The organism is Martelella sp. FOR1707 (genome assembly GCF_053484265.1).
The window spans coordinates 232497-245851 of the sequence record NZ_JBAKFP010000001.1; the positions used below are offsets into that span (position 1 = coordinate 232497).

Consider the following 13355-nt stretch of genomic DNA (forward strand, 5'->3'; position numbering starts at 1 on the left):
ACAGAGTGCGGGCGATTTTAATTATACGGGGGTTTGGGGGGGGCCGGGGGGGTTGTGGTTTTTTTTTGGGGGGCGCGGGCGTAACGGTAATAATGGTTGTATACCGCGGCGGGGGCGGCCAGGCCCCCCCCCCCGAAGCCGGTTTCAGACCTTAGTCGGCAACGCGATAGAGGTCTTTCGCGTACCAGTTCTGCAGCACGTTTTCGACCGGAAGACCCTTCAGATCAGCGGGGACCATGACCGGCGTCGAATAGAAGTAGATCGGCACAAGCGGCATCTCTTCAGCAAGAATCTGTTCCGCCTTGTCGTAATCGGTCGCCGGGTCCTCCGCCGTCAGCGATGCCTTCATCGCGGCATCGTAGTCAGGGTCCGAGAACCCGCCATAATTCATGCCGCCGGTGCGGAAATAATCGAGATAGGTGGAGGCTTCGTCATAGTCGCCGCACCAGGCGTAGCGGCCGATATCGAAATTGTAGTTCTTGAGATTATCGAGATAGACCTTCCACTCGGTGTTGTTGAGCGTGACGTTGACGCCGATGGCCTTCCAGAACTGCTGGGCGGCAATGGCGATCTTCTTGTGGTCGTCAGAGGTATTGTAGGAAAGGGTCAGCTCCAACGGGTTGCTCTTGTCGTAGCCGGCTTCCTTGAGCAGCTCGACCGCTTTCGCATTGCGCTCTTCCTGCGACCATTGCGAATAGTCGGTCACCGGCGGCGTGAAATCGGCGGTGGCGTAATAGGTCCAGCTATAGGCAGGCTTCTGGCCGCCGCGGGTGATATTGTTGACGATGATGTCGCGATTCATCGCATAGGACAGCGCCTTGCGCACGCGAACATCCTTCAAGGCCTCCGGCCCCTTGTCGGAAACATTGAACAGATAGGCATAGGTGCACGAACGCGGGACGGCATGGGTCTGGTCCGGATATTCTTCCTTCAGGCGCGGGAACTGGCCGGACGGCAGTTCGATATAGTCCAGTTCACCGGCCAGATAGCGCGTCAGAGCCGCGTTCTTGTCGTTGATCGCCTGGAAGTGGATGCTGTCGATGACGGTATTGTCATTGTCCCAGTAGTTTTCGTTGCGTTCCAGCGTCAGGTCCTGGCCGAGCTTGTCTTCAACGAGCTTGTAGGCGCCGTTGCTGACCATATTGCCCGGCAGGGTCCACTCGTCGCCATATTCCTCGACCACCGCCTTGTTGACCGGGAAGGTCGAGGTGTGGGTCAGCATCTTGGTGAAATAGGGGATGGGGCTTTCAAGCGTGACTTCCAGGGTGTGGTCGTCGACGGCCTTGACGCCGAGTTCGGAAGGCTCCACCTCGCCTGCAATGATCTTCGAAGCGTTCTTCACATTCATCAGCTCTTCGTACCAGGCATAGGTCGAACCGGTCGCCGGATCGGCAAGGCGCTGCCAGGCGTATACGAAGTCTTCTGCTGTCACCGGATCGCCGTTCGACCATTTTGCCTCGGGGCGAAGATGAAAGGTGTAGACGGTCTGATCCTCGGAAACCTCGTAATCGGTCGCAACGCCCGGCACCAGATTGCCGGCATTGTCCTGATTGTAGAGACCTTCAAAGAGCTGACGGGCCACATGCGAGCCTTCGACCGCGCTGTTGAGCTGCGGATCCTTGGTCTTGATCGCGTCGAGCAGCCAATAATTGAGGTTCTGGTTATCAGCCAGTTTTTCGTCCGGCTGCGGGTTTGCCGCCAGGGCAGGCGCGGCCATGACAAGCGCGAGGCAGGCGGAAAGCAGAAGTTTCTTTTTCATGCGGGTTGTCTCCCTGTTTGTGAACAGTGCGACGCACTGAGGGGGTCAGAGATCGTATCACGTTCAGACATAGCTGACCGTTTGTGGAGACAATAGGCCGCCTGTACCGCTCCACGCAAGCGAAAGTGCGTTGCACAAGCTATTATGATTTCTCAGCAATTGTCAGAAATTCGTGAAAATGTGAGTATGCTGTCACGCTGACAGCGCTCGCATAAGTGCACACCTCCCGATCAACCGTTCTTGCAAAAAATCAGACAGGAGCGCCGTCTATGGGCACAACTATTAAGAGATGCGGCCAATCCTCGATAATCCAGCCGTGACGCTCCAGATCGTTTTCAAGCGGGTCAAGGCCGGTGCGCACCTTCAGGCTCCGACCTCGTTCGCACCATATCCTATTCGCGCTTTGCGATTTCGGCGTCGGCGAGCCCCGACATCTGCTCCCCCATCACTTTCAGGAACACGAGCGCCCGCTCGCGGTAGAGCGCATGTTTTTCAGGCGTCCTGTCCCAGGATTGCTGGAGGGTGGTGCCGGGGGTGGCGATCTTCATTCCATCACTGGCAAACAGAGCCAAAGCGACCTGGTCGATGATATTTGACGTCATTCCTGAATCTCCTCTTTTTGTTGGATCGGTCAGCTAGCAACCGACATTGGCAATTCCGGGACCCCGCCAGTCGCGTCATCCATGATCCGATGGCTTTCTCCCGGACTAGGTTCCGGTTTCAAGGTGGCGGGGAGCATGGCCTGCGCGCAAGTATTCGGCGGGCGTCACCGGCTTGCGGCCAAGGAGTTTTTCCAGGTCGCCGCTCTCACCGTCCCATTCTCCGGCATTGACGCCCTGCACCCATTTCAACATGAAACCGGCAGCCGGCTCTGGCAGCCCCAATGACATTAACTGGGCGATGTAATCTCGGTCCGAAAGGACTTTGAACGGCACGGGCTTGCCGCTGATCTCGGAGAGAATCTGCGCAATGTCGGCGAACGACACGGCCGGACCGCCGTAGAGCGCGTAGTCCTTGAATTCATGCCCGTCTTCGCTCAGCACGACGGCATGCGCTTCTGCCAGATCCTCACGGCTGGCGTAAGCCGCTTTGCCCGTTCCGGCCGGCACAAGGACGCCATTCTCCAGCAGGTGTCCGCCCGCATAGTTCTCAATATTCTCGAGAAATGGCGGATGACGCACCAGCGTGTAGGTCAGGCCGGACGCCTTCAGGCGCTCTTCGACGAAGCGATCCTCTTCGGTGACCTGCGGCATGTGGAAGTCGGAACCCGCCTTGTGGATGATCGGCATGAAGACGATATGCCCGACGCCGGCCTGCTTGGCCGCTTTGATGACGTTATTGTGCTGGGTATTGCGATCGGTAAAGGCTGTGGCGGACACGAGCATGACCTTGCCAATGCCCGCGAAGGCGCCCACCAGCCCCTCGTGATCGAAATAGTCGCCCTGGCGAATCTCGATCCCCTTGGCGGTAAGATCCGCCGCCTTGGCCGGATCACGGGCAAGGCCGACCAGATCGCTGGCGGGCACGCGTTTCAGAAGATGTTGCAGGGTCATGCGGCCGATATTGCCGGTCGCGCCGGTGACAAGGATTCTGGTCATGGATTTTCCTTTCGGTTATGCGGTTGGCGCTGGGCGGAGCGTCGACATCGTCGTCCAACCCAGTTAAGACGAGGCAGACTTTCGTTCCAGTACCCACTATTTTGTAAGTATCGAATTTGGGAGATCACAATGAGCGAGACGCATTTCCAGTGTGGCCTGGAGGCGGTGCTGGCCATCCTTGGCGGAAAGTGGAAGCCGCTGATCGTCTATCATCTCGCTTTCGGCCCTAAGCGCACCGGGCAACTGCGCCGGCTGGTCACCAATGTGAGCGAAAAGATGCTGATCCAGCATCTGAAGGAACTGACGGATGACGGCGTCGTTCGCCGCATCGATTTCCAAAAAATGCCGCCGCACGTCGAGTATGAATTGACCGACTTTGGCCGAAGCCTGGCCCAGCTTCTCGCGCCGCTATGCGAATGGGGCACGCACCACAACGCGGAAATCGCAAGGATCGTAGAAAACCGCGATCAAGGAGCGAAGGTGGCATAGCTGCCTCGCCGACAAGGGACCGCTGTTCAAAAGTGGTCGTATCAGCTTGTCAGAACGGCCACCCCATCATGACACTCCTCCTCGGGGCCTGCGTCAATTGACAGTCTGACGCCGCCGATGGGGTGTCAAACGCACATTCGCCCGGATCAGGAAGTGCCGCCGCATCCGCGCAACTGGCCTGTTTTCTTCCGGTCCTACAAATAATTCATCGGCACGGCGGTGGTGTATTTCAGCTCTTCCATGCCGATAAACGAAGAGATGTCGGTGAAATCGAGCCGGGCGATCAGCTGTTTGTAGACCGCGTCGTAGACCTCGACATCCGGCACCACCAGCCTGAGCAGGTAGTCCATGTCTCCGGTCAGGCGATAGGCCTCGACGATTTCGGGTATGTCGCTGATCGCGCGCCGAAAGCTCTCCAGCCAGTCCATCGAGTGGCGCGAGGTGCGCACGGCGACGAACACCGTCATGCCGACATTGGCCTTCCGGCGGTCGACGATCGCCACCTTGCGCGCGATCAGGCCGGTTTCCTCGAGATTCTTGATCCGGCGCCAGCATGCCGATGCCGATAGCCCGACGGTGTCGGCGATATCGGTGACGGGCATATCGGCATTTTGTTGAAGAAGGTCGACGATCTTGCGGTCGCGGTGATCAAGCATGGGACGCCAATCGCGTAGAATTATCTCTGAATGAAAAATAATCGCACAAGATGAGGTTAATGCAAGAAATTATTGCAGTTCCCGGCCGTTTTCCTGCGATCTTCGATCTCATTTTGCACCGCAACTAAGCTATCTTGCCTCAAAAGCATGAGGAGCAAGACCTTGAGAAAGACAATAGGCCTGATCGGCGGCATGAGCTGGGAGTCGACCGCAGTTTACTATAAGGAGATCAATGAACTTGTGCGAAAGCGATTTGGCGGCCTGGTCTCGGCCGGCATTCTTTTGCACTCGGTGGATTTTTCGGAAATCGTGGCCTGGCAGAAGGCTGGTCAGTGGGACAAGGCGAGCGCCTATCTCGGCCAGGTCGGTCGCAATCTTCAAAGCGGCGGCGCGGATTGCGTGCTGATCTGCACAAATACGATGCACATGATTGCAAATGAGGTTTCTGCGCATTTTGATATTCCGCTCATCCACATCGTTGATGTGACCGGGCGCGCCCTGAACGCGGCCGGCATGAAGCGCCCGCTGCTGCTCGCCACCCGCTACACGATGGAAGAGGGGTTTTACCGCGACCGGCTTGAGGCCGCGTTCGGCATTTCGGCCATGGTGCCGGACGCAGCGGACCGGCAGGCCGTGCACGATATCATTTTCGACGAGCTTTGCTGCGGCATCGTGCGGGATGCATCGCGAGAGGTCTATCGCGGTGCGATCGAAAAGGCCAAGGCTGCCGGCTGTGACAGCGTTATTCTGGGCTGTACCGAGATCGGACTGCTGATCGGGCCTGCCGATACCGATCTTCCGGTGTTCGACTCGACGAAGCTTCACGCGGCCGCGGCGGTTGATTTTGCCTGCGCGGAGGACCAGGACCGATTGCGGGAACCGGCCTGACGGCTGAACGCCAATGGCATGTAACTTGCTTCATCAATCTGTCAGGCAGGGCGCTGAACACGGCCTGCGATTTGGCAAAAGTTTCTAAAGAACGGAGGCGTCGCGCAAACCGCTTTCTCATTTCAGGGGGCAAAGACTGCTAGCTGCTATCGACATCGCATCACAGCAAGGCAGGTGTCACTTGACCAACGATCTTTCACGAAAAAACAAAAGAAAGACCACAGAGGAGAACGACATGAATGGACTTCGAAAATCGGTACTGGCGCTTTCCGCCGGCATAGCGGCATCGGCGCTTGCGACGGGATTTTCGTTTGCTGCAGACGGTGATCCGATCAAGGTCGGCTATCAACTGCCGCTGACGGGCTCTACCGCGCAATACGGCAAGGATTTCCAGACGGCTGCCGAAATCGCACTGGAAAAATTCAATGCGTCCGGCGCACTGCCGGTCCCGGTGGAAATCATCTATGAAGACTCGCGTTCGGATGCCAAGGAAGGCGTCACGATCGCGCGCAAATTCGCCGACAATGACGAAATCGTCGCGGTGCTGGGGGATTTCACCTCGGGCGTCTCGATGGCATCGGCCCAGGTTTACCAGCGCGAAGGCGTGCCGCAGCTTTCCCAGACGGCGTCGCATCCCGACTATACGAAGATCTCGCCCTACCAGTTCCGCAACATCACCACCCAGGCCCAGGAAGGTCCCTTCAACGCCGACTGGATGAATGAGGAAGGCTACAAGAAGATCGCCGTCATTTCCGAGCAGACGGACTGGGGCCAGACCGTGGTCGACAATTTCGCCGAAGAGGTCAAGGCGAATGGCGGCGAGATTGTCTTCTCGGAATATTTTAATCGCGGCCTGCCGGATTTCCGCTCGATCATCACCAAGATCGAGCGCGCCGAGCCGGATGCGATCTATACCGGCTTCTTCTACGAAGACGGCGCCAACTTCCTGAAGCAGGCCACGCAGCTCGGCCTCGACATTCCGATCTTTTCCACCTCGGCGGCCTATAGCCCGCAGCTTATCGAGCTTGCCGGCACGGATGCCGACGGCCTGCACCTGACGGCGACCTTCATGCCGAACGACGATCGCCCGGAAGTGCAGGAGTTCGTGGCCGCCTGGGAAGAAGAGCGCGGCGACCTGCCGGGCCAGTTCCCCGCCCAGGCCTATGACGCCGTCAACATCATGCTCGACGCGATCGTCAGGGCCTATCCCGACGTCACCCGCGACAGCGTGCGCGATGCGCTTGCCGGAACCGCCGATTTTCCGGGCGTGACGGGCGTGACGACCTTCGGCCCGGATCGCGAGCCGCAGAAGGAACTCACCAAGGCCGTTGTCGAAGGCGGTGAATTCACCCCGGTCTCCAACTGATATCGATGGCGCCCGGCGGTCGCTTGATCCGCCGGGCGCTCCCGCTTTTCCGGAAACGCGCTATACCTGCGTTCTCCGGTCAGCGCCTCTGTGTCCGGACCGGCCCCTCATGCGGAGTTACGCATCTTGCTTGATCCATATTATCTGCAACAACTGCTCATCGGCCTCTCGCTCGGCGTCACCTACGCCTTGATGGCGATCGGGTTCACGCTGATCTTCGGCGTTCTCAACGTCGTCAACTTTGCCCATGGCGAGGTCTATACGATTGGCGCCTTCGCCGGGCTGCTGGCGATCACGGCGTTCGCGCCGCCGCTGCTGATCGTGCTGTTCATCGCGCTTGCGATCGGCGCGCTCGCCGGTTTCGGTCTTGAGCGGATCGCGTTTCGTCCGTTCCGGCGGTTTTCCGATGAGGCGTCGCTGAAATCCCGCGCCATGCGGGAAGCGACGCTGATGTCGTCGCTTGCGGTGTCGATCGTCGTGCGCGAAGCGCTCGAGCTGATCTTCGGATCGCAGATGCAGGCCGTGCCGTTCGACTACATGATCAACAAGCCGATCCAGCTCGGACCGGTGACGATTTCCAATGGCGATATCATCATTCTGGTTGTCGCGATCATCATGCTTGGCGGGCTGCAATATGTCCTGAAGCGCACAAGGATCGGCCTTGCCATTCGCGCCGTGTCCAACAACGCGCTCGGCGCGAAATATGTCGGCATCAACACCGATATGACGATCGTCTCGACCTTCGTGGTCGGCTCGATGATGGGAGCGGCCGCCGGCCTTCTGGTTGGCCTCTATTATGGCGCGATCTTCCCGGCCATGGGGTTCGTGCCGGGTATCAAGGCCTTTGTCGCGATGATCATGGGCGGTCTGACATCGATCCCCGGGGCGGTGATCTGCGCCCTGCTGCTCGGTCTTTCGGAGGGACTTGCCACGACATTCATCTCGTCCAACTGGTCGGACATGGTGGCCTACGGCTTCCTGATCGTCACCCTCATCTTCTTCCCGCGCGGCCTGTTCGGCGCAAGGAGGGAGCGTGTTTAAGCTGCCGTCCTCACGCCTGTTCTCCGTCGGTCTGCCGCTCTTGTTGCTGTTCGTCATCGTGCCGGCGGCTCTCTACGGCTTCGATCGCGGCTATTTCTATCAGATCGCAAGCCTTGTGCTGATCTTCGTTCTGCTGTCGGCGTCGCTCAACATGGTCTCCGGCACCTCCGGCCTGCTGCATCTCGGCCATGCCGCCTTCTACGGCGTCGGCGCCTATACCGCCGCCCTGCTCGGGGCAGATTACGGCGTCGGTTTCACCCTTGGGCTTCCGCTCGCCGGCGTCGTGGCAGCGCTGATCGCCTTTTTGGTGGCGCTGCCGACCATGCGGCTGGTGTCGATCTATTTCGCCGTGGCAACGCTTGCGATCGGGCAGATGCTCTATCTCATCATGCTGAACTGGGTCGGCTTCACCAAGGGGCCGAACGGCGTGATGCTGTTTGATGGCATGAGCGTGTTCGGCTTCTCCATCACCTCCGACACCGGCATCTATTTCGTCGTCGCCGCCGTCGTGACGGTGTCGATCTTCCTCATCCACCGCATCAGCCACTCCTATTACGGCAATGGGCTCAGGGCGCTGCGCGAGGATGACCAGTGCACCGATGCGATGGGCGTGAACACCGTCCGGCTGAAGATCGAGGTCTTTACGCTTTCGGCCTTCTTCGCGGGCCTTGCGGGCGCGCTGTGGGCCTATACGACGGGCTACATCTCGCCGAAGGATTTCGATTTCTCGGTCTCGATCCAGATCCTGGCGATGGTGGTCGTCGGCGGGCTCGGCTCGCTGCCGGGCGCGATCATCGGCGCGGCGCTGCTGATCCTGCTGCCGGAAGTGCTGCGCGATGTCGGCGACTTCCGCAACATCGCGGTCGGCCTTGTCATGTTCCTTGCCATCCTGTTCCTGCCCAAGGGGCTGTTCGGCGAAGTGCCCGCGCTCTCCCTGATCCGCCGCCAGTTTGGCGACCGCTGGGCTGCGGCGCCGGGCGACAAGAAGGTGGGCTGGCGATGAACGTGCTCGATATTCAAAACCTCTCGCGCCATTTCGGCGGGCTGAAGGCGGTGGACGACATTACCACTCATGTCGGCGAAGGCGAACTCGTCGGTCTGATCGGGCCGAACGGCGCGGGCAAGACCACGCTGTTCAACCTGATCTCCGGTTTTACGCCGATCTCGGGCGGAAAGGTCCGGTTCAAGGGCGAGGACATTACCGGCCAGAAGCCCTTCGCCATTGCCAAGCGCGGCATGTCGCGCACCTTCCAGAATTTGCGCATCTTCCCCAACATGACCGTGTTCGACAACGTCTCCGTCGGCGCTCTGGGCGCCACTGGCATGAACTTCTTCCAGTCGATTGCCGGCGGCAGGAAACGCGCCGAGACCATTTCGGAGGCAAGCTGGAAGGCGCTGGAGATGACCGGCCTGACCGAGGTTGCCGACGATCTTGCCGCCAACCTTTCCTATGGTCGCCGCAAATATCTGGAAATCGCCCGAGCGCTGGCGATGGATCCGCAATTCCTGATCCTCGACGAGCCGGCGGCGGGCCTGAACGACACGGAAACGGCGGAGCTCGCGACCTTCGTCAAGCAGCTCAACGCCGACGGCCTGCCGATCATGCTTGTCGAGCATGATATGAACCTAGTGATGAGCATCTGCGAGCGGGTGGTAGTCATCGCGTCGGGCCGCAAGATCGCCGATGATGTGCCTTCCGTTGTTCGCAATGATCCCGTTGTTCTGGAAGCTTACCTTGGAGGCGACGAATGAGCGCGGTACTCGAAGTCGAAAACCTCACCGTTTCCATGGGCGTGCAGCAGATCCTCCATGGCGTTTCGCTGAGCGTTGAGGAGAAGGGCATTTATGGCGTGCTGGGCTCCAATGGCGTTGGCAAGACCACGCTGATGCGCGCCATTTCCGGCATCTACAAGCCGGATGGCGGCACGATCCGCTTCAAGGGCGAGGTGGTCAGCGGACTGCCGAGCCACGCGATCGTCAGGGCGGGGATTTCCCAGGCCCCGGAGGGCCGCCAGATTTTCTCCAACATGACGGTGCGCGAAAACCTTTTGATCGGCGGGGGCCGGCACGGCCTTTCCGAACTCGACCATGTCGCCAGCCTGTTTCCGATCCTGAAGGAGCGCCTCAACCAGGAGGCCGGATCGCTTTCCGGCGGCGAGCAGCAGATGCTCTGCATTGGCCGGGCCCTGATGGGAAAACCTGAAATCCTGCTTCTGGACGAGCCCTCGCTCGGCCTTGCGCCGAAAATCGTTAAAGCGATCTTCGACCTCATCGAGAAAATCCGGAGCGAAGGCCTGTCGATCCTGATCGTTGAGCAGAACGCCAAGTCGGTTCTGCGGATCGCGGATCAGGCCGCCGTGATGGAAGGCGGCAAGATCGTCCTGCAGGGCGACGCAAAGGAACTCGCCGCAGATCCGCGTGTGGCGGAAGCCTATCTCGGGGGGCACGCGCATGTCTGAGCAGCGCCGTATCCCGATCATCGAGCAGCGCCGGATCGAGGCCAATATTCTGGCAAGTGTCTACGAGGAGTTGAAGACGCGCCGGGGCGAGGCCGAGGCGCGTTCCGTGATTGGCGATGCGGTGACGCGGGCGGCGATCCGGCAGGGCGAAAGCTTCGCTGATGAACTCGACCACCCTGCGGATTTCACCGATTTTTCCGCGATCCTTCCCAACTGGACGGCTGGCGGCGCGCTGGAAATGACGGTGCTGGAGGAGGGGCCGGAAACGCTCTCCTTCAATGTCACCCGCTGCCGGTATGCTGAAATGTATCGGGCAATGGGGCTCGGCGATATCGGCGATCTCCTGTCATGCAATCGCGACGGCGCGTTTTGCGAGGGCTTCAATCCGAAAATGAAGCTCAGCCGCACCCAGACGATCATGTCCGGCGCAAGCCACTGCGATTTTCGCTACTCCATGGAAGACAAGGCGGCGCAATGACGCCGGCCAACAGGGAAGCTGAACAGAGATGCCTACATCCTTGAAGATATCCGACGCGCCACAGGACGGGCGCGCGGGGCTTGCAGCACTTGAAGCGCGCGTGAAAGACGATCTTGCCGTGCTCAAGCTCCCGCCGGAGGACTGGACGGCCAGGAAGACTGCCGAAGGTGGCGCGCCGCTTTATGACGTCATCATCGTCGGCGCCGGCATGTTCGGGCTTTCGGCCGCCGGAAGCCTGATGTTCAAGGGTATTCGCAATATCAAACTGCTGGATCGCGCTCCCGCGGGCAAGGAAGGGCCGTGGGTAACCTATGCGCGGATGCTGACCTTGCGATCGAAGAAGGATCTGCCCGGCTCGCCCTTCGGCATCCCCTCGCTCACCTTCCGCTCGTGGTATGTCGCTGCCTTCGGCAAGGACGCCTGGGAGGCGCTCTATAAAATCCCGAATGCTGTTTGGCAGGATTATCTGATCTGGCTCAGAAACGTGCTGGAACTGCCGGTCGACAATAACTGCGATGTCGTTGGCCTTACACCCTATCCGGATCATGTGGCGCTCACGGCAGCGGATGGCCGGGTATTCAGGGCCAAGCGCGTTGTGATCGCCACCGGCCGTCCGGGGGCTGGCGGCTTCACCCGCCCTCCGGGCGTGGCGGCCGATCTCTGGCCGGATCTGGCGGCGCACACCTGCGAGACGATCGATTTCGGCCGCCTCCAGGGCAAGTCCGTCGCCGTAATTGGCGCCGGCTCATCGGCCTGGGACAATGCAGCAACGGCGCTGGAGACCGGGGCAGGGCGGGTCGACATGTTCTGCCGCCGAAAGGCGCTGCCGCAGCTGAACAAGGGGCGCGCCAACGCCAATCCTGGTTTCTTTGCCGGCTGGCGCGGTCTCTCCGACGCGAAACGCTGGGAAATGGCGGTCTATCTTGAACGCATCCAGACCCCGCCGCCACATGAAACCGTGCTGAGAACCATTGCCCACGACAATTTCGAGGTGCATTTCGGCAAGCCGTTCAAAGCGATAACGCGCGCCGGCGAGCGGGTCGAGATCGCCTTTTCGGACGGCGAGATCAGGCAATTCGACTTCCTGATCCTTGGCACCGGTTTTTCCGTCGATCTTGCCCGGGAGCCGATGTTCTCCGCGCTGAAGGATCGCATCCTCACCTGGGGTGATTGCTATCAGCCGCCGCAGGGCATGGCCAATGCCGGTCTCGCCCGGATGCCTTATCTCGGCGAGGGTTTCGAGCTCAGGGAGCGCGGCGTTGAAAAAAGTGCGCTTGAACGCATCCACATTTTCAACACCGGCTCATACTTAAGCTTCGGCACGCTCTCGCTCGATGTGCCAAGCGTCAATCCGGCCGGCGAGCATCTGGCCTCGCATATCGCCAGCCATCTCTTCGTCGACGACTTCGACGTTCTTTTCGAGCGCCTGAAAGACTGGGAAGAAGAACACGAACTGGCCCCGACGCCCTTCTATGCGCCGGACTATGTCAACCGCGCATAGAAGCCGAGCGCGCGCCCCTCGGCGCTCGCGTCAGGCTCGATTGAGCGGCCCGCCCGGTCCTCGACACTGCTGATCATATGGGTTCCAATCACTGATCCTTGTTATAGGTCGCTGCGCTTGCGGGACGCACCGATTTGCGTTCGATCAGGCGTACGGGGATGAAGTGGTGGGAGGAGGGGGCGTTTGCCGGGCCGGTGATGGCTTTCAGCGTGGCCTTTGTCAACGAGGACAGCGACTGGCTGATGGTGGTGAGCTGGTGCGAGGACCAGTCGGAGATCGGCGCGTCGTCGAAGCCGACCACCGAGACATCTTCTGGAACGGACAGGCCAAGCTCGTGGCGGGCCGTGTTCATCACGCCGAGCGCGATTTCGTCGGTTACCCCGAAAATTCCGTCGATGCCCGGCTTTGCGAGAAGCCCGCGGGCGGCCTCGACGCCGGTCTCGTAAGTGTTGCGCCCCCGGCTCCACTGGGTGACCGGCACGAGATGTTTCTCCATCACGGCGATGAAGGCTTCCGCGCGCGCCAGTTTGGCCGAGGTGCGGGAGCCCGACAGCACAACGGCCGCGCTCCTGCAGCCGGCCGCGATCAGTCTCTGTGCCGCCAGCGCGCCGCCGGCGGCCGAATCCGCCTCGATCTGGTCGACAAGACCGATCTTCTCCGGCAGTGGCCGGTTGATGAGAACGAGGCGCGTGCCATTGGCCGACGTCAGCCGCATCAGCCTATCCGGCACGGCTCCGGAAAGAAGGACGACCGTGCGGACCCTGTATTCAAGCAGCTTTGCAACGGCATTTTCCATGTCGTTCTGCTGCCCCGCCAGATTGAGCAGCATGCATTGCAGACCGTTTTCGTAAAGCGCCGCCGTCAGCGCGTCGACCTGGGCGGAAATATAGGGATTGGAGAGGTTCGCGCCGACAAGGCCGACGAGATCCGAGCGTTCCTTGTGCAACGTGCGGGCAAGGAGATTGACCCGGTAGCCGAGCTCCTCGGCAGCCTTCATCACCCGGGCGCGGGTCTTGGGCGCGACGCTCGCGCCCTCCGTAAACGTGCGCGAAACGGCGGAGCGGGAGACGCCGGCGAGGCGGGCGACATCGCCCGCAGAGATGAATTTCTCGGCCATGCG

General features: G+C 60.3%; 14 protein-coding genes. 9 read left to right on the forward strand and 5 right to left on the reverse strand.

The features are described 5' to 3' along the window. Nucleotides 1–151: 151 nt before the first annotated feature. From V6765_RS01040 to V6765_RS01050, 3 genes are all read right to left on the reverse strand, one after another. Nucleotides 152–1759, reverse strand: coding sequence for a peptide ABC transporter substrate-binding protein (locus tag V6765_RS01040; RefSeq protein WP_448425727.1), 1608 nt, complete (start codon nt 1757–1759; stop codon nt 152–154). A 392-nt stretch (nt 1760–2151) separates the two neighbouring features. Continuing rightward, on the reverse strand, nt 2152–2361 hold the full coding sequence (locus tag V6765_RS01045) for a hypothetical protein (protein ID WP_448425729.1): 210 nt from the start codon (nt 2359–2361) through the stop codon (nt 2152–2154). A 105-nt stretch (nt 2362–2466) separates the two neighbouring features. Beyond that, nucleotides 2467–3357: an SDR family oxidoreductase gene (locus V6765_RS01050; RefSeq protein ID WP_448425731.1), complete on the reverse strand. Its 891-nt coding sequence runs from the start codon at nt 3355–3357 to the stop codon at nt 2467–2469. Between the two features lie 129 nt (nt 3358–3486). On the opposite strand from V6765_RS01050, the gene V6765_RS01055 reads away from it, so the two are divergent. Continuing rightward, nucleotides 3487–3846, forward strand: a complete 360-nt coding sequence (locus V6765_RS01055) for a winged helix-turn-helix transcriptional regulator (RefSeq protein WP_448425733.1) — start codon at nt 3487–3489, stop codon at nt 3844–3846. A gap of 194 nt (nt 3847–4040) precedes the next feature. Here V6765_RS01055 and V6765_RS01060 read toward each other — a convergent pair whose 3' ends face one another. Next, the gene (locus V6765_RS01060) at nt 4041–4502 is read right to left on the reverse strand and encodes an Lrp/AsnC family transcriptional regulator (RefSeq protein WP_448425735.1); all 462 of its coding nucleotides are present in this window, start codon (nt 4500–4502) and stop codon (nt 4041–4043) included. A 147-nt stretch (nt 4503–4649) separates the two neighbouring features. Here V6765_RS01060 and V6765_RS01065 point away from each other — a divergent pair, with 147 nt between their 5' ends. From V6765_RS01065 to V6765_RS01100, 8 genes are all read left to right on the forward strand, one after another. Then, the gene (locus V6765_RS01065) at nt 4650–5390 is read left to right on the forward strand and encodes an aspartate/glutamate racemase family protein (protein WP_448426603.1); all 741 of its coding nucleotides are present in this window, start codon (nt 4650–4652) and stop codon (nt 5388–5390) included. Between the two features lie 235 nt (nt 5391–5625). Further along, nucleotides 5626–6756 carry an ABC transporter substrate-binding protein gene (locus V6765_RS01070; RefSeq protein WP_448425737.1) on the forward strand — a complete coding sequence of 377 codons (1131 nt, stop codon included), beginning with the start codon at nt 5626–5628 and terminating at the stop codon, nt 6754–6756. Nucleotides 6757–6882: 126 nt separating this feature from the next. Continuing rightward, a complete protein-coding gene (locus tag V6765_RS01075) occupies nt 6883–7797 on the forward strand; it encodes a branched-chain amino acid ABC transporter permease (RefSeq protein WP_230722806.1) in 915 nt (304 codons plus the stop codon). Next, complete coding sequence (locus tag V6765_RS01080; protein WP_448425738.1) at nt 7790–8800, forward strand: branched-chain amino acid ABC transporter permease; 1011 nt, start codon at nt 7790–7792, stop codon at nt 8798–8800. The genes V6765_RS01075 and V6765_RS01080 overlap by 8 nt, the downstream gene beginning before the upstream one ends. After that, nucleotides 8797–9549, forward strand: coding sequence for an ABC transporter ATP-binding protein (locus tag V6765_RS01085; RefSeq protein WP_448425740.1), 753 nt, complete (start codon nt 8797–8799; stop codon nt 9547–9549). Before V6765_RS01080 ends, V6765_RS01085 begins: the two co-directional genes overlap by 4 nt. Continuing rightward, nucleotides 9546–10256 (forward strand): ABC transporter ATP-binding protein, encoded by a 711-nt coding sequence (locus tag V6765_RS01090; RefSeq protein WP_448425742.1) that lies wholly within the window; start codon nt 9546–9548, stop codon nt 10254–10256. The genes V6765_RS01085 and V6765_RS01090 overlap by 4 nt, the downstream gene beginning before the upstream one ends. Then, a complete protein-coding gene (locus tag V6765_RS01095; RefSeq protein ID WP_448425743.1) occupies nt 10249–10734 on the forward strand; it encodes an L-2-amino-thiazoline-4-carboxylic acid hydrolase in 486 nt (161 codons plus the stop codon). Before V6765_RS01090 ends, V6765_RS01095 begins: the two co-directional genes overlap by 8 nt. A gap of 28 nt (nt 10735–10762) precedes the next feature. Continuing rightward, a complete protein-coding gene (locus tag V6765_RS01100) occupies nt 10763–12235 on the forward strand; it encodes an NAD(P)-binding domain-containing protein (RefSeq protein ID WP_448425744.1) in 1473 nt (490 codons plus the stop codon). 88 nt (nt 12236–12323) lie between these two features. On the opposite strand, the gene V6765_RS01105 is transcribed toward V6765_RS01100, so the two are convergent. Continuing rightward, a complete protein-coding gene (locus V6765_RS01105; protein ID WP_448425745.1) occupies nt 12324–13352 on the reverse strand; it encodes a LacI family DNA-binding transcriptional regulator in 1029 nt (342 codons plus the stop codon). Nucleotides 13353–13355: the final 3 nt, after the last annotated feature.

Excerpts from the sequence above, each read along its gene's own strand:
- V6765_RS01040 (WP_448425727.1), bottom strand. The coding sequence starts at position 1,759 with ATGAAAAAGAAACTTCTGCTTTCCGCCTGCCTCGCGCTTGTCATGGCC.
- V6765_RS01045 (WP_448425729.1), bottom strand. The coding sequence starts at position 2,361 with ATGACGTCAAATATCATCGACCAGGTCGCTTTGGCTCTGTTTGCCAGT.
- V6765_RS01050 (WP_448425731.1), bottom strand. The coding sequence starts at position 3,357 with ATGACCAGAATCCTTGTCACCGGCGCGACCGGCAATATCGGCCGCATG.
- V6765_RS01055 (WP_448425733.1), top strand. The coding sequence starts at position 3,487 with ATGAGCGAGACGCATTTCCAGTGTGGCCTGGAGGCGGTGCTGGCCATC.
- V6765_RS01060 (WP_448425735.1), bottom strand. The coding sequence starts at position 4,502 with ATGCTTGATCACCGCGACCGCAAGATCGTCGACCTTCTTCAACAAAAT.
- V6765_RS01065 (WP_448426603.1), top strand. The coding sequence starts at position 4,650 with ATGAGGAGCAAGACCTTGAGAAAGACAATAGGCCTGATCGGCGGCATG.
- V6765_RS01070 (WP_448425737.1), top strand. The coding sequence starts at position 5,626 with ATGAATGGACTTCGAAAATCGGTACTGGCGCTTTCCGCCGGCATAGCG.
- V6765_RS01085 (WP_448425740.1), top strand. The coding sequence starts at position 8,797 with ATGAACGTGCTCGATATTCAAAACCTCTCGCGCCATTTCGGCGGGCTG.
- V6765_RS01090 (WP_448425742.1), top strand. The coding sequence starts at position 9,546 with ATGAGCGCGGTACTCGAAGTCGAAAACCTCACCGTTTCCATGGGCGTG.
- V6765_RS01095 (WP_448425743.1), top strand. The coding sequence starts at position 10,249 with ATGTCTGAGCAGCGCCGTATCCCGATCATCGAGCAGCGCCGGATCGAG.
- V6765_RS01100 (WP_448425744.1), top strand. The coding sequence starts at position 10,763 with ATGCCTACATCCTTGAAGATATCCGACGCGCCACAGGACGGGCGCGCG.
- V6765_RS01105 (WP_448425745.1), bottom strand. The coding sequence starts at position 13,352 with ATGGCCGAGAAATTCATCTCTGCGGGCGATGTCGCCCGCCTCGCCGGC.